The sequence below is a fragment of the Chryseobacterium edaphi genome, from assembly GCF_025628985.1.
GTDB classification, from domain to species: domain Bacteria; phylum Bacteroidota; class Bacteroidia; order Flavobacteriales; family Weeksellaceae; genus Chryseobacterium; species Chryseobacterium edaphi.
In genome coordinates, this window is the sequence record NZ_JAOTEM010000001.1 from 1,554,741 (window position 1) to 1,574,797 (window position 20,057).

General features: G+C 34.0%; 19 protein-coding genes. 5 read left to right on the forward strand and 14 right to left on the reverse strand.

Translation table 11 applies throughout. From position 1 onward, the window contains the following. Positions 1–224 precede the first annotated feature (224 nt). The 5 genes from NZ698_RS07260 to NZ698_RS07280 form a co-directional block, all read right to left on the reverse strand. The gene (locus NZ698_RS07260) at positions 225–1,556 is read right to left on the reverse strand and encodes a Fic family protein (protein ID WP_263002408.1); all 1,332 of its coding nucleotides are present in this window, start codon (positions 1,554–1,556) and stop codon (positions 225–227) included. A gap of 65 nt (positions 1,557–1,621) precedes the next feature. After that, a complete protein-coding gene (locus NZ698_RS07265) occupies positions 1,622–2,344 on the reverse strand; it encodes a LytR/AlgR family response regulator transcription factor (RefSeq protein ID WP_263002409.1) in 723 nt (240 codons plus the stop codon). A gap of 1 nt (position 2,345) precedes the next feature. Next, positions 2,346–3,227 (reverse strand): sensor histidine kinase, encoded by an 882-nt coding sequence (locus NZ698_RS07270; RefSeq protein ID WP_263002410.1) that lies wholly within the window; start codon positions 3,225–3,227, stop codon positions 2,346–2,348. Between the two features lie 472 nt (positions 3,228–3,699). After that, complete coding sequence (dnaN, locus tag NZ698_RS07275; protein ID WP_263002411.1) at positions 3,700–4,830, reverse strand: DNA polymerase III subunit beta; 1,131 nt, start codon at positions 4,828–4,830, stop codon at positions 3,700–3,702. Positions 4,831–4,914: 84 nt separating this feature from the next. Continuing rightward, positions 4,915–5,529: a hypothetical protein gene (locus tag NZ698_RS07280; protein WP_263002412.1), complete on the reverse strand. Its 615-nt coding sequence runs from the start codon at positions 5,527–5,529 to the stop codon at positions 4,915–4,917. 83 nt (positions 5,530–5,612) lie between these two features. On the opposite strand from NZ698_RS07280, the gene NZ698_RS07285 reads away from it, so the two are divergent. Then, complete coding sequence (locus NZ698_RS07285) at positions 5,613–5,969, forward strand: diacylglycerol kinase (RefSeq protein ID WP_263002413.1); 357 nt, start codon at positions 5,613–5,615, stop codon at positions 5,967–5,969. Between the two features lie 49 nt (positions 5,970–6,018). Here the strand turns inward: NZ698_RS07285 and NZ698_RS07290 are convergent, their stop codons facing one another. The 5 genes from NZ698_RS07290 to purB form a co-directional block, all read right to left on the reverse strand. Beyond that, positions 6,019–6,351: a gamma-glutamylcyclotransferase family protein gene (locus NZ698_RS07290; RefSeq protein WP_263002414.1), complete on the reverse strand. Its 333-nt coding sequence runs from the start codon at positions 6,349–6,351 to the stop codon at positions 6,019–6,021. Beyond that, positions 6,352–6,981: an SGNH/GDSL hydrolase family protein gene (locus tag NZ698_RS07295; RefSeq protein ID WP_263002415.1), complete on the reverse strand. Its 630-nt coding sequence runs from the start codon at positions 6,979–6,981 to the stop codon at positions 6,352–6,354. It abuts the gene before it with no gap. Position 6,982: 1 nt separating this feature from the next. After that, a complete protein-coding gene (locus NZ698_RS07300; RefSeq protein ID WP_263002416.1) occupies positions 6,983–7,369 on the reverse strand; it encodes a barstar family protein in 387 nt (128 codons plus the stop codon). Positions 7,370–7,489: 120 nt separating this feature from the next. Continuing rightward, complete coding sequence (locus tag NZ698_RS07305; RefSeq protein WP_263002417.1) at positions 7,490–11,188, reverse strand: phosphoribosylformylglycinamidine synthase; 3,699 nt, start codon at positions 11,186–11,188, stop codon at positions 7,490–7,492. A gap of 218 nt (positions 11,189–11,406) precedes the next feature. Continuing rightward, a complete protein-coding gene (gene purB, locus NZ698_RS07310; RefSeq protein ID WP_263002418.1) occupies positions 11,407–12,834 on the reverse strand; it encodes an adenylosuccinate lyase in 1,428 nt (475 codons plus the stop codon). A gap of 273 nt (positions 12,835–13,107) precedes the next feature. Here purB and NZ698_RS07315 point away from each other — a divergent pair, with 273 nt between their 5' ends. Then, complete coding sequence (locus NZ698_RS07315) at positions 13,108–14,091, forward strand: PLP-dependent cysteine synthase family protein (protein WP_263002419.1); 984 nt, start codon at positions 13,108–13,110, stop codon at positions 14,089–14,091. An 85-nt stretch (positions 14,092–14,176) separates the two neighbouring features. On the opposite strand, the gene NZ698_RS07320 is transcribed toward NZ698_RS07315, so the two are convergent. From NZ698_RS07320 to NZ698_RS07330, 3 genes are read right to left on the reverse strand one after another with little or no spacing between them, the layout of a single operon-like run. Then, the gene (locus NZ698_RS07320; RefSeq protein ID WP_263002420.1) at positions 14,177–14,710 is read right to left on the reverse strand and encodes a hypothetical protein; all 534 of its coding nucleotides are present in this window, start codon (positions 14,708–14,710) and stop codon (positions 14,177–14,179) included. Between the two features lie 31 nt (positions 14,711–14,741). Continuing rightward, entirely contained in the window at positions 14,742–15,044 is a 303-nt protein-coding gene (locus tag NZ698_RS07325; RefSeq protein WP_263002421.1) for a chaperone modulator CbpM, read from the reverse strand. Positions 15,045–15,047: 3 nt separating this feature from the next. Beyond that, a complete protein-coding gene (locus NZ698_RS07330) occupies positions 15,048–15,968 on the reverse strand; it encodes a DnaJ C-terminal domain-containing protein (protein ID WP_263002422.1) in 921 nt (306 codons plus the stop codon). A 94-nt stretch (positions 15,969–16,062) separates the two neighbouring features. On the opposite strand from NZ698_RS07330, the gene NZ698_RS07335 reads away from it, so the two are divergent. The 3 genes from NZ698_RS07335 (at position 16,063) to NZ698_RS07345 (ending at position 18,126) form a co-directional block, all read left to right on the forward strand. Beyond that, entirely contained in the window at positions 16,063–17,262 is a 1,200-nt protein-coding gene (locus NZ698_RS07335) for a dicarboxylate/amino acid:cation symporter (protein ID WP_263002423.1), read from the forward strand. Between the two features lie 102 nt (positions 17,263–17,364). Continuing rightward, entirely contained in the window at positions 17,365–17,583 is a 219-nt protein-coding gene (locus NZ698_RS07340) for a hypothetical protein (RefSeq protein ID WP_263002424.1), read from the forward strand. A gap of 390 nt (positions 17,584–17,973) precedes the next feature. Beyond that, complete coding sequence (locus NZ698_RS07345; protein WP_263002613.1) at positions 17,974–18,126, forward strand: AraC family transcriptional regulator; 153 nt, start codon at positions 17,974–17,976, stop codon at positions 18,124–18,126. Positions 18,127–18,322: 196 nt separating this feature from the next. Here NZ698_RS07345 and NZ698_RS07350 read toward each other — a convergent pair whose 3' ends face one another. Further along, positions 18,323–19,651, reverse strand: coding sequence for a hydroxymethylglutaryl-CoA synthase family protein (locus NZ698_RS07350; protein ID WP_263002425.1), 1,329 nt, complete (start codon positions 19,649–19,651; stop codon positions 18,323–18,325). Positions 19,652–20,057 lie beyond the last annotated feature (406 nt).

Sequence of the window (20,057 nt, forward strand, 5' to 3'; positions counted from 1 at the left end):
TTTTTTCAAGTTACAAATGTCGTGTTTTTTTAAGAAAAAAAGAAATTTATAGGCACCTACAATTCCAATTTATTTATATAATATACAATCGAAAACTGCGATAGAATCTTATAAACTTTTGCCACTGATGTAATCCATCAAATCATCTTTGTAATTTGGAGCAATGACGATCTGCTCCTTTCCGATAATGATGTGATTTCTTTCGATGGTAAAAAATATGGAGATTAAATAATCTGATTATTAATTTCCTTTAATAAATTTTTACCAAAAGAATCAATTATATTTTCTATTTGTTCATTCGAAAGATAATCGCCATAAATGAAGCTGTAAGTATTTAATGTATCAATTTCATAACTATATTCGTCAAATTGAAATTCAATAAGACCTCCTGAAAAGTTTTTCGAAATATTTGATTTTTTCAAATTCTTAAACTCAACCGAGAATCTTATTTCTTCATAAATCAAACCTAACTTAGAAATAGAATCTTGAAAAACTTTGTCAAAAAAGAATAAAAGATTATCTCCTGTTTCTGTAATATGTCCATTATCTGTCTCAATATGAATTTTAACTATTTTCTCTTCAAATAAATCATCAAATTTTGAAATTTTATTCTGCCATAAATTGACAAATGGAATTATAGTTCTTTGATAAATTTCATTAAATACAGCAAACGAATTTCTTTGTCTGATTTTTATTTTATCATAATTATAGTTTTTTTTAAGAACTTCCAATTGCTTTTCCCAATCTCCTTGTTCTTCAATCGACTCTCCTCTTGCGCCTTTAATGGAAAGTTCCAAACTCCAAATTAATTGCTCAGAAATATAATTAATAAAAGCAGTATAATCTCCTAAATCAGCGATATGCAATGCTCTCAAATAATTTTGTTTATCAGAAGATTTTATTACAACGGGTGGAAATCCAAATTTCAATAAAACATAATTCAATAACAATCTTGCAATCCTTCCGTTTCCATCATCAAACGGGTGTATTCTCACAAATTTATAATGCAACATTGCTGCTAAAGTTACAGGATTCAAAACATATTCTTCGTGTCTATACCAATCAATAAGTTCTCCCATCAATCTTGGAGTTTCAGATGGTAAAGCATAATCAAATATTTCTCCGTTTGATAGTATCACCGAATTTGGAAATTCTTTGTAATTCCCAATTTTTATTTGTCTTCTGGTTTGCTGACCTTCATTTGTAATTGCATCTTTCCAAAAAGGTTTAACCAAAATTATCTCATTCAACTCTTTAATTTGATTTTCACTTAACGGTCTTTCAGTGTCATTTGCCCATTCTCTGACAATATTAAATGCTACATCATGAGCTTCCATCTCATCAAATTCTCTCTTCTGATGACTTCCTTGAGTATCTCCAAAAATAAGTAATAATTTTGTTTCACCATAAGTAAGCGTATTACCCTCGAGATGATTAGAATTATAATTAAATTCCAGCCTAAACTTTTCATCAATTCTTTTTTGATAAGTAAAATTGATAGGTTTTAGTTTGTTCAAATCAGATTTAAGTAAGTCAACTTTATCTAAATTATGCATTGCCTGAAATTTTTATGCAATTTATGAAATTAAGAGCAACTTATTTTCATAAATAGATATAGTAACTATAAACTTTTCCCGCCAATATATTCCATCAGACTATCCTTATAATTTGGAGCAATGACGATCTGCTCCTTTTCGATAATGATGTGATTTCTTTCGATAGCTTCAATTTTATTTAAAGCAACAATAAAAGAACGGTGAACACGCATAAAATCTTCAGAAGGCAATTCTTCTTCCAGTTTTTTCAGACTCATCAAAGTCAAAATCGGTTTTGGATTGTCTTTAAGGTAAATTTTAACGTAATCTTTCAAACCTTCGATGTAGAGGATTTCAGAAAAATTGATCTTAATTTGTTTGTATTCTGATTTTACGAAAATAAATTCCTGCTTTTTCTTTGGTTCTGAAAACGAAACTGATTGTAGTGATTCGAAGTGACTTTTCGCTTTTGAAGATGCGCTCAAAAATTCATTATAGTCAAATGGTTTAAGCAAATAATCTAGAGCATTCACTTTGTAGCCTTCAATTGCATACTGGTCAAACGCAGTGGTAAAAATTACTTTACTTTTCGAAGGCAGCAATTTTGAAAATTCCAGACCAGACAAATCCGGCATTTGAATGTCAAGAAAAAACAGATCTATATCTTTTTCTTCTAAAACCTGCATTGCTTCGATAGCATTATTACATTTTGCCGTTAATTCTAGAAAAGGGGTTTTCAGAACATAGCTTTCAATTAAATTCAATGCCATTGGTTCGTCGTCGGCAATAAGACAGGAGACTTTTTTCATTTTACTTCGTTTTCAGTTTCATTTCTGCAATGTACATTCCGTTGTTGAGGAAAGAGTGAAATTCATGTTTTTCGGGATACAGCAAATTAAGTCTTTTTTGAAGATTCTCCAAGCCAATTCCTGAGCCGCTTTTATCAGAATCTGTTTTGGGAAAATTTGAATTTGAAGCTGTAAAATGTATTTCGTCTTCTAAAATTTCCATTTTAAAATTAATATCTGAAGGTTGAGTTGCAGAAATCCCATGTTTAAAGGCATTTTCAACAATTGAAATAAAAAGCAGAGGTGCAACTTCGAGACTTGGAACGTGAGTAGGAAAACTTGTGAAAACTTTCGTTTTATCATTTAATCTCAAAGTTATCAGTTCGATATATTTATTCAGGAAATCGATTTCTTCCGAAAGACTGATCTTTTCTACATCCGTTTTATACAAAAGATGGCGCATCAGTTTACTCAAGCTGTGAATACTTTGTTTTGCTTTGTCGGGCGCAAATTCTACCAATGAATAAATATTGTTGAGTGCGTTGAAGAAAAAGTGTGGCTGTAATTGATATTTTAGGTGTTGAAGTTCAGATTTGAGTTTGATATTGTCTGCTTCACTTTTCATTTCTTCTGCCTGTTTCATTCTCTGGCCGGAGCTTATGGCAATAGAAAAAGCAACGGGAATCATGTAAGTAAGGAAATCCATAAAATAACGTAATCCCATTGGTGGTCTTTTACCTCTGAAATTTCTGGATTTTCCTGCTTCAAATAAATCGAAAATTTCGTTTCTGAAATAAATTAAAATTAAAATTAAAACAACATTTACAATAAAATAACTGAGTTTTTTATTTGAGAAAAACCATTTGATCAGAAAAAGATAATTAACATAAAATATGATTGCCAAAAAAATCAACTATAACCAGAAATGCTGAAAAAGACCCAGCCAATTGCCATCTGAACCCAAAGAAAAGCCAGCAGGCAGAAAAAATAAAACCAGCCATATCAATATATGAATGCTGATTTCTAAATTATTATTTTTGAAATTAATCATGGAAATCTATTGATTGAAAGTATTTCAATGTAAAATTTATTCTAAATGCTTTTACTATTTTTAAAATTTAAATCTATCCAGTCCTTTAAAAATTGAAAATCTGTGAAATTTTTGAAAAAGTGATTCTAAAAATTTTCCTATCATAATCTTCTTATTTGAGAATTAATAATAATTACCTTCTAAAATTGCTCAATAACTACACCAATATCAAATTTAATAGACAAAACGTGAAATTTTATAGAAGAACTCTTGATTTTTCTGCTAAATCCAATAAAAAAAGAGATTGAAAAATCAACCTCTTTTAATTATTTATTAAATTTTAATCTTACAATCCGATTACCGGCATTGATAACATTAAGATATTTTCGCTTTCATCAAGACCATCAAGAGGCTCGATGATTCCCGGTCTGTTTGGCTGAGACATTTTCATTGTGATATCATCTGCTCCAAGAATACCCAACATTTCTGTTAAGAATTTTGAACTGAAACCGATGTTGATATCTTCGCCGTTGTAATCGCAAGGAATCTGCATATCTGCTTTGTTTGCATATTCTGTATCTTCTGCATGAAGGTGAAGAATGTTTGCAGACAATTTAAATCTTACCTGATTGGTTGATTTATTAGACATGATAGAAGCTCTCTTAATTGCTCCCAACAACAGGTTTCTGTTGATCGTCAAAACATTCGGATTTTCTTTAGGAATTACCGCAGTATAATTTGGATATTTTCCGTCGATCAGTCTACAAATCCAGATATGTTTTCCAAAAGTGAATTTAGCCATGTTTTCGTTGAAGTCAATTGTAATGTCTTCGTTTGAACTTGCTAAAATATTTTTGAAAATGTTCAGAGGTTTTTTAGGCATAATGAATTCCATTGGCTCGGCATTCATCAAATCTGTTCTTTTATAAACAACCAATCTGTGAGAATCGGTAGAAACGAAATTGGTTTCATTTTCCCCAAATTGGAATAAAACTCCTGTCATTACGGGACGAAGAGAATCGTTACTTGTAGCGAAAAGTGTATTTGTTAAAGCTTCGGATAAGACACCTGCAGGCATTGTAACACTTTGTGCAGCGTCAAATTCCGGAAGTTCAGGATAATCATCTGCGTTATCTAATGCAACGGCAAAATTATCTTTCTCATCTAAAATCTCAAGCTGGCTTCCTGTACCTTCAGCATTGTCTTTTACAACAAGGGTAAGAGGTTGTTCGCCATAAGTTTTTATAAAATCCTGAAAAATCTTAGCAGGAACTGCAAATTTACCTGCATCATCAGATTTAACATCTAAGGAAGTCACCAAAGTTGTTTCGCCGTCGGACGCTGTAATGGTAAGGTTATTTTCGTTTAACTCAAAAAGATAATTTTCTAAAATTGGTCTCGATTGAGAGCTTGATATTACGCCACTTACAGTTTGCAATGCTTTCTGAAGTTCACCACTTGAAATAATAAATTTCATAGATTTAAAAATAAGTTTTTACAAATATAACAAATAGAAGTAAGAATGAAAAAAATAATCGTTACGAGTTTTAAACAAACATCATCATTCGGTTTTCAGACTTGATATTACATTTAAATTTCTGTAATCGTTAATTTTCGCATCAAAAATTTCTGTTGTATAATAACTGATATTTACTTTTTTATTTAAAAGTGAATTGTACTCTTTAGGCAAATCAAGATTTGATTCTATATTTGAAACCCAGTAAAATTTGGTAAGATTATTATTTTCGCCCACAATATGAAAAACTACAAAATTTTCTTTTTCAATTTTTTTCACCGTTCCGCTTAGAAGCAGATATGAACTTTCATCCGACACAGTTTCCGTTTCTTCAGAATCTTTATTCATGGCAATTAGAACCTCCGGACAGTCATTCAGCATTAGCAGACCTACCTGCACACCAAAATCAGTCATCTTTTTCTCATTTGAAATATCCGCTACTAAATCAATATCAAAATCTCTTTTCAGTTCTTTCTTGTAAGGATTTGCATTTTTAAAAGCGCACAAACCGAATTGGGCGCTCATCTCCTTCTTCGTCTTATTGGTTGCATCAAGTTTGTTTACGCACTCACAAACACTTTTAGAAAATTTGCTCTTATAATCTTGAGAAAAAGCGAGCGTTGAAAGAAGAAGCAGAACAGCTGCTACTAAATTTTTCATCATGGTTGAATTTTTAATTTCTCAAAGATAAATGAATTCGTAAAAAACATCAAACACAAATATTATATTTGTAAAAAAGTTTAATGCGCAAGCCTCCCATCCATAAAAGCTTCATCAACTCCTTTCGGGGAATTTGGATGATGCTCAAGTCTGAGAGAAATTTTCAGATTGAAGTGGTGGCTCTCCTGATTAATATTTTTTTGATTTTTTATCTGAAACTTTCTGCGCTTGATACTGTTTTGGTCTTAACAGTTTCTATGGGAGTTTTAGTCGCTGAAACTTTTAATACAGCCATCGAAAAGATTTGCGATATCATTCATCCGGAATTTGATAAAAGAATCGGTTTCATTAAAGATGTTTCTGCAGGAGCCGTGACGTTGATTGCTGCAGCTTCTGTCATCGTGGGAGTTTTTGTGTACTGGAAATATATTTTCGGTTAATATTTTTCACAGATTTTTCTGCTGTAATACTTTTACGAACTTTTAAAACCTATTTTCCTACGTAAATAAAACCTTTCTTTCCGGATTTAAAAACAGTTTCAATTCTTTTGTAGTCGTCCACTTCGTACTCATCAGCGTGAAGGATTTCCTCATTGCTCACTTCAAAAAGAACACCTTCTATTTCATCTGCACTATCTCCTGAAAATTCCAAAATCGGATGGTATTTCTGATTGCTTTTCCGTAAAACTTCGGGATCTTTTATTTCAAGCATTTTCAATTGATATCCAACAAGAATATCTTTTTCACCTCTTAAAATTCGTCCAAAGGTTTCGAGCTGAACCTGCTCCTTCTGCAAAGTTCCATAAGAAAATAAGTTTGGCATTTATAAATATTTTTCAATGACTGGAATCGCAATTTCAGCCATTATTCCATACCCTTTCTCGTTGGGATGTACACCGTCTTTGGAAAGCAAAACTTCTTTATCTTCTAAAAATGCCGAATGAAAATCGATATAAATTAAAGAATTTTTAATGGCAATATCTTTCAGAATTTGATTATAAACCAAAACTTCTTCATTGGTTCTTACTTTTCCGGTTGCGGAAATTTTACCCGCTACCTTTTCTGAAATAGGAAGAATACTCACCAGATAAATCTGTTTTGAAAAATCCTGTGCCTGCTGAATTGCCTTTTCAACATTTGCTTTAAATTGTTCAGGATTTACCATTTGCTTCTGATCTTTTACAGCCAAATCATTGGCACCGTAACCGATGAATACAATATTTCCATCTTCGGCATTTCTGGCAGTCATTTCGTTTTGAATTCTTTTAACCAAACCTTCTGAAGTTTCACCGCCAATACCAAGATTGAAAAGAATTAATTCATTTGCTCGTTCACTGTATTTCTGCAAAGCATACCGTTTGAGAATATCGACCCAGCCACCGAAAACTCCATCGTATTCGCCGTAGGTTATGCTGTCACCAAAGAATAATCCGTACATCATTTTCTTCTTCATTTTAATCTAAAATTAGGGTTATATTTTTATGCGATTCTAAAATTTCAATCAGGATTTCATACAAGGTCTTTCCGTTTCCGGCAATCACATCCTCCAGTTTTTGTTTGGCTAAATTGATATTAAAAGGCTTTCCCTGCCTGATTTTATTTTCGTAGAATTTCATTGTAGCTTCTAATCCTAAATCTTCCCGTGATTTTTGAGAATCTTTCCAGATCATTTCACCTTTAAATCCATACAAAATATCATCAAATCCATCAAGCGTTCCGATTTTCCAATCTTCATCTTTCATCAAAACCTGGGAAACCACTTCATAGAAGGCTGATAAATCAGAAAAACGGCTGCCATTGATGACAGCCGATTCTTTTTTATTTTTATTTGAATTATCCAATTTGATATAAATATTTCAACAGACAGTTTTCTCTAAACCTACGGGTTTTGAAAACCCGTTAGGTTTGAAAGCTTTATTCTTATATTAAAAACCAACAGCCAATTGCCAAAAGCCATCTGCCTATTTAAAGTACTCTACTCCGTTTTTAAAGATATTATGGTAATTCGCCGTCGGAATATTTTTCATTAAACCTTCTGCAAAACGTTCAGGGTGCCCCATTCTACCATAGATTTTTCCACACGGACTTGTGATTCCTTCAATTCCGAATAATGAATTATTAGGATTGAAAGGCATTCCGTGAGCGATGTTTCCATCCAAATCTAAGTATTGAGTCGCAATCTGTCCGTTTTCATACAGCTTCTGAATTTCTTCTTCTGAAGCCATAAAACGACCTTCACCGTGAGAAATTGGAATCGTGAAAACCTTATCTTTCATTCCTTTCAACCAAGGTGATTCGTCATTCAGAACTTTCACATTCACCATTTGAGAAATGTGTCTTCTGATCGCGTTGTGAGCCAAAGTCGGAGAATTTTCATCCAGATCCTTAATTCTACCGTAAGGTAACAATCCTGATTTTACTAATGCCTGGAAACCATTACAAATTCCGATGATCATTCCGTCTCTGTCGAGCAATTCGTGAACGGCGTTTCTCATCTTTTCATTCTTCAAAACATTCACTATAAACTTGGCAGAACCGTCTGGTTCGTCACCCGCAGAGAAACCTCCTGAGAATGCTAAAATCTGTGACTGTTTAATTTCTTCCACCCACGCATCGATACTTTCGTCAAGCAACTGATGATTGATATTAATCAAAGGCAAACTGCTTACAATCGCTCCTTCTTTTTGGAATGCATTCAGTGTATCGTATTCGCAGTTTGTTCCCGGGAAAACCGGTGCAAAAACTCTCGGCTGAGCAATTCCGTGTTTTTTAATTACGATATTTCTTGGTTTAATTGAGTTCAGTTTTGAATCTAATTCAACCGTTATTTTTTCTTTTTCAACCGTTGAGAAAAGGTTCTCAAAAGTTTTTGTATTCGCCTCAAGTAATTTTTCGATTTCAAAATTCAAACCACTGATGTTGAGAACATTTGAATTTTCAACTTCACCGATTAATTGAAGATCAACAGAACTTAATTCTTCAGTTGATTCAATGATCAGACTTCCGATATTTTTTGCCATTAAAACGTTCTCATCCGCAACGGTTATTTCAGCTCCCAATCTGTTCCCAAAACTCATTTTGGCTAATGCAACTGCAACGCCACCTTCTTTCACAGTCTTCACTGAAACGATTTTTCCAGCCTTGATATTTTCGAAAATCAATTCAAAAACTGTCTTCAGATTTTCATAGTTTGGAAGTCCGTTTTCCTGTGGAATATGGTTGAAGAAATACAGTTTATTTCCTGCCTGTTTAAATTCCGGAGAGATCACATTCTTCTTCTCGCCATTAGCACAAGCGAATGAAATCAAGGTCGGCGGAACATTCAAATCCTGATACGTTCCACTCATTGAATCCTTACCACCAATGGCAGCTAAACCAAGGTTGATCTGAGCATCATAAGCTCCTAAAAGTGAAGCCAAAGGCTTGCCCCATTTTTCAGCATTCTGACCTAATTTCTCAAAATATTCCTGGAAACTTAATCTTATATTTTTATAATCGCCACCCATCGCAACGATTTTTGCCACACTTTCAACGACTGCATAGGAAGCTCCCAGCAGTGAGTTTTGCTTTGAAATTTCAGCATCAAATCCCCAACTTGCGAAGGAAACGGTTTCGATATTTTTAGCTCCTAAAATCGGTAGCGTCTGAGCACTTCCTTCCATCAAAGTCTGCTGATATTTCCCACCTAAAGGCATCGCAACCGTAGTCGCACCAATCGATGAATCAAACATCTCCAATAAACCTTTTTGAGAAGCAACGTTTTTATCTGCAAGAATTTTCAAGAAATTCTCTTCATTAAAAACCTGAGTTTCTTCTTTCACTTCATTAAGATGCGTAATCTTAACTTCCTGACTTTTAGAACATCCGTTCGTATCGAGAAATTCTCTTGAAAGATCAACAATTTTATCACCTTTCCAGAACATCTGCATTCTTCCGGAATCTGTCACCTTTGCAACTTCTACAGCCACAATGTTTTCAGCCTCACAGAACTTGATGAACTGTTCTTTATCTTTTGGCTCAACCACAACCGCCATTCTTTCCTGGGATTCAGAAATGGCAAGCTCAGTTCCATTCAGACCTTCATATTTTAAAGGCAAAACATCCAAATTAACCTCCAAAGAATCAGCGATTTCACCAATGGCTACAGAAACTCCACCCGCTCCGAAATCATTTGATTTCTTAATCAGTCTCGTCACTTCAGGATTTCTGAATAATCTCTGGATTTTACGTTCTTCTACGGCATTTCCTTTCTGAACTTCAGAACTCATTGTGTGGATTGAAGTTTCGTCCTGTTCTTTCGAACTTCCGCTTGCTCCACCAACACCGTCGCGACCTGTTGCACCACCTAAAATGATGATCGAATCACCAGCCTCAGGCTTTTCACGTCTTACCCAATCCACAGGAACGGCGCCGGTAACAAAACCAACCTCCATTCTTTTTGCTTTGTAGCCTTCATCGTAGATTTCGGAAACCATTGTGGTCGCGAGACCGATTTGGTTACCGTATGAAGAATAACCGTTTGCAGCCTGTTTCGTGATTGTTTTTTGAGGTAATTTTCCTGGCAATGTGTGATTTACAGGTTCCAAAACATCCGCAGCGCCCGTCAATCTCATCGCCTGAAAAACGAATGAACGTCCTGACAAAGGATCTCTGACTGCCCCACCCAAACACGTTGAAGCACCTCCAAAAGGTTCAATTTCTGTCGGGTGATTGTGCGTTTCATTTTTGAATAATAAATACCAAGGTTCTTTTTTACCGTCATATTCAGCTTCGATCTGGATGGTACAGGCGTTGATTTCGTCAGAAACCACCAGGTTTTCCAGGTTGCCTGTTTTATGGAAATATCTTCCGCAAACCGTTGCCAAATCCATTAAAGAAATCGGTTTCAATTCGCGTCCTAAGAATTTTCTTTTTTCGATATAATCATTGAAAATACTTTCCAATGTGTGTTTGAACTGTCCTTCAAATTCAATGTTTGATAATTCAGTTTCAAACGTTGTGTGACGGCAGTGGTCACTCCAATACGTGTCTAAAACTTTCAGTTCAGTTTCTGTAGGATTTCTCTGTTCAGTTTTAAAGTATTCCTGAATGAATTTTAAATCATCTAAACCTAATGCAAAACCGTGATTGTTAAAAAATTGTTCAAGCTGAGCATCATCAAAATTGATAAAACCTTCGTGAACAATCACTTTTGACGGTGTTTCTTCTGCAGGAATATTTAGAATAGCTAAATCTTTTTCCTGAGATTCCACTTTATTGATCAAAAGGTCTTTGATTTTCACCAAATCAGCTTCTGAAATGCCTTCAAACTGCATAAGCTTACCGCTTCTCACTTTTGATTTCTCATTTCCAGTCAGTAAAGCGATACACTGCTGCGCAGAATCTGCACGCTGATCGTATTGTCCGGGCAAAAATTCCAATGCGAAATAAACTCCTTCTGCAGGATTTTCCTCGATTAAAATATCGGTAACAGGATCCACGAATGTGCTGTTGACCACTTTTTCGAATTCACCGTCATTTAATCCAAAAATATCGTATACGTTGTACACTTTTACACTTTGGATAGACGGAACCACCGCTTTTACTTCATCAAAAATTTTTGGACTTTCTACATCGAAAATTCCTCTTTTTTCTACGAAAATTCTTTTGTTTTGAGACATTAGATGTCGGATATTTATTAGATTTATTTGAATTTTTCCTGAAATTTATTATGGCAGTGAATCTTTGCAGCCCGAATTTAACGAGAGCCCTTCGACAAGCTCAGGATAAATTCCAAGCGAATTAAGCTGCCCAAATAATTAAATTTCAATGATCAATACTTTATTCAAATCATTAATTGAACAAAGTAAAAAATGCAGCCCAAAAGACTGCACAATATTTATACTTTAAGATCAGCCTCCAAACCTATAAGGTCTTTATTGGCATCAATAATCGGCTGAACTTCATTGGCGATGAATTCTTCAGTCTGAATTGGCGCAAAACCGATAAAGTTTTTAGGATCAAGAACTTCTTTCAGTTTTGATTTATCAAGCTTCAGAGAATGATCGTTTAAGATTCTTTCGATCAAATCATTTTCTTTACCTTCTTCTTTCACCTGCTTAGAAGCTTCCATTGAGTGAACTCTGATCACTTCGTGAATCTCCTGACGGTCGCCTCCAGCCTTCACTTCTTCCATGATGATGTATTCTGTCGCCATGAAAGGAAGTTCCTCCATAATATGTTTGTTGATTCTGTTCGGATACACCACAATTCCGTTCATGATGTTGTTCCAGATCAATAGAATTGCATCAACCGCTAAGAACGCCTGAGGAATCGTTAATCTCTTGTTTGCAGAATCATCCAATGTTCTTTCAAACCATTGCGTTGAAGCTACCATTGCAGAACTCGTTGTCAATGACATTACGTATTTTGCCAGTGCTCCGATTCTTTCGCTTCTCATCGGGTTACGCTTGTAAGCCATTGCCGATGAACCAATTTGGTTCTTCTCGAACGGTTCTTCAACTTCTTTCAGATTTTGAAGCAAACGCAAATCGTTGGTGAATTTATGTGCAGACTGTGCGATATTTCCTAATAAGGCAACCACTTTTGCATCAATTTTTCTATCGTAAGTCTGACCCGAAACTCCGAAAACTTTTTCGAAACCGAATCTTTTTGACAATTCTTTATCTAAATGTTTTACTTTAGAATAATCTCCGTTGAAAAGCTCCAGGAAACTTGCTGCCGTTCCGGTTGTTCCTTTTACCCCTCTGAAACGTAGCGTTTCTAAGAAGAAATCAAGTTCTTCGATATCTAAAACTAAACTCTGTAACCAAAGTGTTGCTCTTTTTCCAACAGTTGTTAACTGAGCTGGTTGGAAATGGGTAAATCCTAAAGTTGGAAGATCTTTATATTGAATTGAAAAATCAGCAAGATTTTTCATTACGTTTACCAACTTTTTCTTTAAAATTAAAAGTCCGTCACGGATTTGAATTAAATCTGTATTGTCTCCTACAAACGCTGAAGTTGCTCCCAAGTGAATAATTCCTTTTGCAGAAGGCGCCACATCGCCATATGCGTGAACGTGAGCCATCACATCATGACGGAATTTCTTCTCATATTCTGCTGCTTTATCGTAATCGATATTGTCAACATTGGCTTTCAACTCTGCAATTTGCTCGTCTGTGATGTCAAGACCCAAGTCCTTTTCGATCTCAGCCAAAGCGATCCAAAGCTTTCTCCAATTCTGGAATTTGTTGTTATGAGAAAAGTTAAACAACATTTCTTCGCTGGAGTAGCGCTCTTCCAATGGATTTTTGTAGGAATTCATTCTTTCTTTTACTTTTTAGATGCACAAAAATACGGATTTTGATTGAGAGAGAAAAATCGTTTTTCACACATTTACTTGCCAAATTTCAGCTAATTTTCATTAATTTTAAAGATGAGCCATTTCATATTATCAATTAAAAATATTAACCATTTTATTGTAAATACTGATATTAATCTTGAAAAATTTATTTAAATATTGTAATTCATTTAATACCTTCCCTATCCTCAAAATCAATTGAAAGCTGTATCTTTGCCCCGCAGAAAAAAAACAAGTATGAAATACGCAGAAAATATTCTCGAAACCATAGGAAATACACCCCTTGTAAAGATTAATAAAGTGTTGGGAGAGGATTTTCCGGCATTGGTTTTGGCAAAAGTGGAAACTTTCAACCCAGGAAACTCTGTAAAGGACAGAATGGCTCTGAAAATGATTGAAGATGCTGAAAAAGACGGAAGATTAAAACCAGGAGGAACCATCATAGAAGGAACTTCAGGAAATACAGGAATGGGATTGGCTCTTGCAGCAATTATCAAAGGTTACAAATGTATTTTCGTAACGAACGCAAAACAATCTAAAGAAAAGTGCGATATTCTTCGTGCCGTTGGTGCGGAAGTTATTGTTTGTCCAACAGATGTAAAACCTACCGATCCGCGTTCTTATTATTCAGTTTCAAAAAGATTGGCTAAAGAAACAGAAAACGGTTGGTATGTAAACCAATATGATAATTTATCAAACAGAGCAGCTCATTACGAGTCTACAGCTCCTGAAATCTGGGAACAAACCGATGGAAAACTGACTCACTTTTTAGTGGGAGCCGGAACAGGTGGAACTATTACCGGTTGTGGAATGTATTTTAAAGAGAAAAATCCAAACATTAAGATTATCGGAGTTGATACTTACGGTTCTATCTTAAAGGAAATTCATGAGACGGGAGAAATCAATTTAGAAAACGCTTACACTTACATTACAGAAGGTATTGGCGAAGATATTCTTCCTGAAAACTACGATATGTCAGTAATCGATCATTTCGAAAAAGTGACCGATAAAGACGGAGCGATCTATGCAAGAAAACTGGCAAAAGAAGAAGGAATTTTCTGTGGATATTCTGCGGGAAGTGCGATGGCTTCTTTGGTTCAGATGAAAGATCAGTTCACTAAAGATGATGTGATAGTTGTTTTACTTCACGATCATGGTTCAAGATATGTAGGGAAAATCTACAATGATGAGTGGATGAAAGAAATGGGTTGGCTAGATTAGTTTTTAAGTTAATTAGTAAATCAGTTTATTAATATAAAAAAATCAGAGTGTTTTTTACTCTGATTTTTTTATTGTCTGTAAATTTTTAATTCTGAACACTTTTCTTCACCGCCTGTTTCAACAAATCAAAATCTGAAAGTTGCATTGCTTTTTTTGGAAACATATAATTGAATTTTCCTTCTAAAGCGATAAATTTATCATCAATTTCGGCAGCGATAAATTCTGTCCAGAGACTTGTTTCTTTTTGATTATTAAGATTTACTTTAAAAACTTTACTATTAAACTGAATCTGATAAATTTCTGCACTTTCCAGAGTTTTAAGATATTTTACCACTTCTTTTTTCCATTTTGAAACCTTGTTAATTGCCAAAGAAAGGTAAACTGCACACAATAGAAAAAGAAAGCTTACAAAATATAGAATTCCGAATTTTTCTTTGCTTAAATCATCTTTAAAAACAAATAATATCGCCAAAATAAAAGCAACAACTGAAGTTGTAATGAATTTTCCTTTTACGGAAGGCGAAAAAAACAAGCTTCCCTGATTTCCATGAAGATAAACCTCTTCAAAATCTTTTCTGTTGATTTTTAAATTAATGATTTTATCGTCGTTGATTCTCATACTTTGGATATTAAAAGTCTACAAAACTAAATTAAATATCCTCAAAATTCTCACTAATTGCTGAAAGTTTATTCATCAATTCGCGATTTCTCTGTTTCAGATCTTCCATTTTACTGAGCATATCGTGAATCACTTCCAAACCGGGAAGATTGATTTCCAGATCGTAATGCCAATTGGTAAATCTTTCAAATCTTGGCAGATCTTCATACAAGAGATAACGGACATCATTGTCCATTTCTACATTCAACAAACCACCATTGACTAGTTCATCAAAAAAAGTGATCTCAATATTGTATATTTTTACGAGTTCTTCCCGTGATATTCTTTCGCTCATGATTTAAGAATTTTTAAGTTGTTCAAAAAGTTCTTTTTGTTTTTCCGTAAGGTTTGTCGGTAATTTCACATCATAAGTCACAAATAGATCACCAAACTCGCCTTCTTTTTTGTAGACAGGGAAACCTTTTCCTTTTAATCTGACAATTACGCCATTTTGAGTTTCAGGTTTTACTTTCAGATTGACAGTTCCTTCTAAAATTTCAACTTTCACATCGCCTCCTAAAACTGCAGTGTAAAGATCGATAACGACTTTAGTTTTCAGATCATCTCCTACTCTTTCAAAATTCGGATCCGGAGTTATATTAAATGTAATGTACAAATCTCCTGTTGGTCCGCCATTAAAACCGGGATTTCCGTGACCCTTCAATTTGATTTGCTGTCCATCATAAACTCCAGCCGGAATTGTAATTCTTACTTTTTTACCATTGATGTCAAAAGTCTGCTGGTGCGTTTTTGCAGCTTCTTTTAAATTTAAATTTAATTCTGCATTAATATCCTGCCCTTTGAATTTTCCAGAAGCGCTTCCGCGCGAACTTCTTCCGAAACCACCATTTTCTCCGCCAAACATACTCTGGAAAAAGTCTGAGAAATCTTCACCTTCTCCGAAATCAGCACCCGAAAAACCACCTCCGTAATTTCCGCCTCCCTGACTTTGATATTGTCTTTGTTGTTGCTGAGCCTTTTCGTATTCTTCTCCGTGTTTCCAGTTTTCTCCGTACTTATCGTATTTAGTGCGGTTTTCAGGATTGCTGAGCACTTCATTGGCTTCATTTAATTCTTTGAATTTTTTTTCAGCCTCTTTATCATTCGGGTTGAGATCGGGATGCAGTTTTCTTGCCTGCTTACGGTACGCTTTTTTGATATCGTCCTGAGTTGCGCTTTTGTCTACGCCTAAAATTTTGTAATAATCTATATAAGCCATAGAAACGAATGTTTACTCAAATTTAGAAAAATTAAGACGAACAAACATCTAAGAAATTGTTAAAAATAAATCTATCTTTACCAAAAATCATCACATGAAAGAGGTACTGAAAAACTATTCAGGAATTCTGTTTTTACTCTTGGGAATCGCTTTTGGAAGCATTCTTGGGATTGTTGCACCACAAATAGTTGAGTATATAAAACCTTTAGGAGATATTTTTCTGAATCTGCTTTTTGTGAGTGTTGTTCCGTTGGTGTTTTTTGCGGTTTCCAATTCTATTTCATCCTTAGAACAGCAGTCAAAATTTGGAAAGATCATTTTTACCATGTCTTTTACTTTTCTTCTTTTTATACTCATTGCTGCCATTTTTACAATAGGAATGGTTTATCTTTTTCCTGTTTCTTCTATTTCAGGAAGTTCAGAAATCATTACTGAAGCCGCCAAAGAAGAAAATTGGGGCGACCGAATCGTAAGTTTTTTCACGGTGGGAGAATTTACCGAAGTCTTCTCAAGAAAAAATATGTTGGCTTTGTTGATTTTTGCTTTTCTTACAGGTTTTGCAGCCAGAAAATCCGGCGAAAACGGGAAACCTTTCAGAATCTTTATCGCATCGGGATATGAAGTGATGAAAGAATTGCTTTTAATGATTATGAAAATTGCCCCAATTGGTTTGGGAGCTTATTTTGCTTATCAGGTGGCAACTTTGGGACCTCAGCTTTTTGGATTTTATGCTAAACCTTTAGGCCTTTATTATATTTCAGGAATTATTTATTTCTTTGTCTTTTTCTCATTATATGCATTTATTTCCGACAGAAAAAACGGAATTAAAGATTTCTGGAAAAATGCAATTTTACCAACGTTAACCGCTTTAAGTACTTGCAGCAGCTTCGCAACAATGCCGTCGAATTTGGTAGCGGCTTCCAAGATCGGCATTCCGAGTTCCATTGCGAATCTTGTGATCCCAATTGGAACCACTTTGCATAAAAATGGTTCGTCAATGTCTTCTATCATTAAAATTTATGTGGCTTTTCAGATTATTGGAAGAGATTTTTTTGAACCATCAAACCTTCTTTTAGCTTTAGGAATTACTGTTTTTGTGAGTATCGTTGCAGGTGGAATTCCGAATGGCGGTTATATTGGTGAAATGCTGATGATTTCTGTTTATCAGTTACCACAGGAAGCGGTTCCTGCTGTTATCATTATTGGAACTTTGGTTGATCCTTTGGCAACGGTTTTAAATGCTGTCGGAGATATTGTAGCGGCGATGTTTGTGAATCGGTTTGTGAAGGTTTGATTTTAAATTTATTTTTTTAAAATTCTTATTAAAAACACGCATAGAATCTATTAAATCTACAAATATTTTCCTACTCATTCACAAATGCATTAAAATTATTACATGAATTCTTTTTTTAAATCTATTGGGCTTTATGATGAATTAAATTTTGAAACAACTATGAATAAAGCCGAATTCATTGAAAATCTAGAAAAAATTATCTACGAGAGTGATTTTAGTCTTTTTGAAACTGCAGAATATTCAATTCCCAATAGATATGAATATAAAGGATATGTAAATAAAAACGGATTTTTGGTAAAGCGTAGAAGACATTTTTTTTGACAGTAATATGCCAAATCCTCTGATAAAGGGAACTATCAATGATGAGAATGGAAAAACACTAATAAAAATGGAATTCACACCAGTAAAATATTTTATTGTACCCTTAATTTTTCTGATAATTTTCCTAGTTATCTTTTTTAGTATTACTTTCCAAGCCAGTTCTGATATGTCTTTTATAATGATAATTCCATTGATTGGAGCTGTAACTCATTATTTTACTCTGAAAAGAAATATCAAGAAAGGAAAATATGATTTTGAAAGAGAATTAAATTTTATTGCTTCAAAAAATAATCAGTTTAAAAGCTATCACTAAATTGTTGACTTTCCATGACATCTTTTTAATTTTTAAATTTTATTAGCAATGTACTGTAAATGTTTTTCTAATGGCAGATTTCGCTTAAAAAAACTTTAGCATTTAACAACGACATCAAGGATACTTCCTTCCAGACTGGTTTTTTTGATACGAATTATTTTACGAGAGTTTTTAAGCAGTTAGTTGGAGTGACTCCAAAAAATTATCAGAATAATAATATAACTTATTAATTGATTTTAAAACAATGTTTGCTCCAGAAAAAATAATAGAGTTTTTGTTCGGAATTAAAATGACTAAAAAAGGAAATTTGATTTGGAATTTGTCCATTTTCTTATTTACTATCATAGTATTTATAATTATTTTAAATAATCGAGGTAAATTGTATTAAATCAAAAAAGCACCTCAAATGAGATGCTTTCAAAATTTTTAATCTTTATAACCGTAATATCTCGCTCCCAATAAAACGGGGTTTTCCAATTCTACAGATTGTAATCCAAAACCTGAGTAGTCAGATTTTACAGAGTGTTCCAATTGTTTTCTGTGCAGTTTTTCGTAGGTATCGAAGTCAATAGCTAAACGATCATTCAGTATTTCAAACAAATTCCATTTTTCAACTACACTTTTCCAGTTTTCAGATATTTTTCCTGCAAAAACTTTTGATTTTGAGCCGCTTCCGTACCCTAAAAAACCAACTTCTTTTCCAGCCAATTCTTCATTTTCGTCAAATGAAACCTGCAATGCAGATAGTAACGCCATGAAAATTGAAGCAGTGTACATATTTCCGATTTCTGAAGATGCTCGTTGCGTTTTTTCAATTTTATCGTTGATAAATTTTAGATAATCTTCAGATTTTGCAACCGCTTTTTGTTCGTCAGGAGTTGAGTAATTTAAATTATTTTCTAAACTGTAAATTTCAGTAAAAACTCTCTTCCCATGAAATGCATAAGGAAGATGAAAAATCAGATATTTCCAATCTTGATAAGGTTTTTCCTTTCCTGAAACTTCTTTATAATGTTCATAAGCTTCTCGGATTCTATCCTGATAACACTGGTTAGAATACTGTCCGTCAAAAACCGGCTCATCTGTAAAAATTTCAATCTTATCAGGAAAATTTTCTGAAGCATTTGTTAAATCTTCTTTTTTGAAATGACGTCTCGGTTTGAAAAAATCAAAAACACTTTCAGTTGCAACTCCCCATTCATTTTCAATTTCCAAAAGATCGGGTTTTGCAGAAATCAACAGAGAAACCGCTCCTCCACCTTGCGTATATTCACCTGAAGAAGCTAACTCGTATTTTGCATAATCGCTTGCAATGACTACAGCTTTTTTATCCGGATTTACCCTTACAAAATCCAGAGAGTTGTGAAGTGCATCTACTGCTCCAATACAGGCAAAAATCAGATCCACTACATCGCAGTTTTTGAAGCATCTTTCTCCAAATTCTGATTCCAAAACCTTTTCTACCATCTGCATTGCGTAGGAAGCAGTCGGTTTTGCGGCATCGATTGCGCTTTCTGTCCCTAAATATATTCTTGAAATGTCTTTTGGATTGATATTGTAATCTTTGATTAATTTTAACAAAGCTTCCGCAGCGAAAGTGGCAGCATCTTCATGTACATCGGGAAAACCCATTTTATGTAGTCCTAAACCTTTTTCTAATTTTGCGGGTTCTATTCCTCTTTTTTCTGCTAAGTCTTTAATTTCCAAATACAAAGATGGCATATAGTAACTCGCTGCCTCAATTCCAAAACTCATAATTGTTTTAATTTTAAAACGAATTTATAAAAGATTATGTAAAAAAAACTTTATTATCGTCTAAATTTTTGAGGATTTATTAAGGTTGGATTAATTTGATATTTTTAACGCAGAGTTCGCTAAGATTTTTTCACTACTAACTGTTTTTGAGTTCGCAAAGGCGTTCCACTAGCTAAGATCACAATGTTTTCTTTATTTTGATAATTTTATACAATTTGAAATTACATCTAAGAAACTCATTACCATCTTAATTTTGAGAAATTATTAATTTAATTACTTATTGTTTTGCGAAAATTATTTTTAACGCAATGTTCGCTAAGACTTTTTTAAACTACTAAGTGTTTCTAAGTTCGCAAAGGCGTTTGTCTTCATCGAATCTTTTGATTTCACTCAGCTAAGACAGCAA

What these genes read in the sequence shown, in the direction of transcription:
- NZ698_RS07305 (WP_263002417.1), bottom strand. Translation starts at nt 11,188, where the DNA reads ATGTCTCAAAACAAAAGAATTTTCGTAGAAAAAAGAGGAATTTTCGAT.
- NZ698_RS07260 (WP_263002408.1), bottom strand. Translation starts at nt 1,556, where the DNA reads ATGCATAATTTAGATAAAGTTGACTTACTTAAATCTGATTTGAACAAA.
- NZ698_RS07325 (WP_263002421.1), bottom strand. Translation starts at nt 15,044, where the DNA reads ATGAGCGAAAGAATATCACGGGAAGAACTCGTAAAAATATACAATATT.
- NZ698_RS07335 (WP_263002423.1), top strand. Translation starts at nt 16,063, where the DNA reads ATGAAAGAGGTACTGAAAAACTATTCAGGAATTCTGTTTTTACTCTTG.
- dnaN (WP_263002411.1), bottom strand. Translation starts at nt 4,830, where the DNA reads ATGAAATTTATTATTTCAAGTGGTGAACTTCAGAAAGCATTGCAAACT.
- purB (WP_263002418.1), bottom strand. Translation starts at nt 12,834, where the DNA reads ATGAATTCCTACAAAAATCCATTGGAAGAGCGCTACTCCAGCGAAGAA.
- NZ698_RS07280 (WP_263002412.1), bottom strand. Translation starts at nt 5,529, where the DNA reads ATGAAAAATTTAGTAGCAGCTGTTCTGCTTCTTCTTTCAACGCTCGCT.
- NZ698_RS07290 (WP_263002414.1), bottom strand. Translation starts at nt 6,351, where the DNA reads ATGCCAAACTTATTTTCTTATGGAACTTTGCAGAAGGAGCAGGTTCAG.
- NZ698_RS07320 (WP_263002420.1), bottom strand. Translation starts at nt 14,710, where the DNA reads ATGAGAATCAACGACGATAAAATCATTAATTTAAAAATCAACAGAAAA.
- NZ698_RS07350 (WP_263002425.1), bottom strand. Translation starts at nt 19,651, where the DNA reads ATGAGTTTTGGAATTGAGGCAGCGAGTTACTATATGCCATCTTTGTAT.
- NZ698_RS07340 (WP_263002424.1), top strand. Translation starts at nt 17,365, where the DNA reads ATGAATTCTTTTTTTAAATCTATTGGGCTTTATGATGAATTAAATTTT.
- NZ698_RS07295 (WP_263002415.1), bottom strand. Translation starts at nt 6,981, where the DNA reads ATGAAGAAGAAAATGATGTACGGATTATTCTTTGGTGACAGCATAACC.
- NZ698_RS07315 (WP_263002419.1), top strand. Translation starts at nt 13,108, where the DNA reads ATGAAATACGCAGAAAATATTCTCGAAACCATAGGAAATACACCCCTT.
- NZ698_RS07265 (WP_263002409.1), bottom strand. Translation starts at nt 2,344, where the DNA reads ATGAAAAAAGTCTCCTGTCTTATTGCCGACGACGAACCAATGGCATTG.
- NZ698_RS07285 (WP_263002413.1), top strand. Translation starts at nt 5,613, where the DNA reads ATGCGCAAGCCTCCCATCCATAAAAGCTTCATCAACTCCTTTCGGGGA.
- NZ698_RS07330 (WP_263002422.1), bottom strand. Translation starts at nt 15,968, where the DNA reads ATGGCTTATATAGATTATTACAAAATTTTAGGCGTAGACAAAAGCGCA.